The following is a 535-nucleotide window of genomic DNA, read 5'->3' as shown; positions in this document are numbered from 1 at the left end:
GTACCACGACTACGCCTCCCGGCTGCCGGCGACACCGGACGAGATCGAGGGGTTGCTGGCCAACGGCAACGCGGGCAGCGTCTTCTCGGGGCGGGTCTCGTACGTGTTCGGCTTCGAGGGCCCGGCGGTGACGGTGGACACGGCGTGCTCGTCGTCGCTCGTGGCACTGCATCTGGCGTGCCAGTCGCTCAGGTCGGGGGAGTGCGACACGGCCCTCGCCGCCGGAGTGACGGTCATGGCCTCGCCGGCCACCTTCGTGGAGTTCTCCCGACAGGGCGGGCTGGCGTCGGACGGCCGGTGCAAGGCGTTCGCGGAGGCGGCGGACGGTACGGGTTGGTCCGAGGGTGCGGGCGTGCTCGTGCTGATGCGGCTGAGTGAGGCACGCCGGCTGGGGCGGCCGGTGCTCGCGGTGGTGCGGGGCAGTGCCGTCAACCAGGACGGGGCGTCCAACGGTCTCACCGCGCCCAACGGGCCCTCCCAGCAGCGCGTGATCCGCCAGGCTCTCGCCAACGCCGGTCTGTCACCGGCCGAGGTG

1 protein-coding gene is annotated in these 535 nt (G+C 72.7%); it reads left to right on the top strand.

Translation table 11 applies throughout. From position 1 onward, the window contains the following. Nucleotides 1-535, top strand: a 535-nt coding sequence (locus ACFPQ9_RS44570; protein WP_380866201.1) for a beta-ketoacyl synthase N-terminal-like domain-containing protein, incomplete at both ends; no start/stop codon positions are given.

The sequence above is a fragment of the Streptomyces coerulescens genome, assembly GCF_042657965.1.
Classification (GTDB): Bacteria; Actinomycetota; Actinomycetes; order Streptomycetales; family Streptomycetaceae; genus Streptomyces; species Streptomyces coerulescens.
This window is presented reverse-complemented; position numbering and strand designations above follow the sequence as displayed.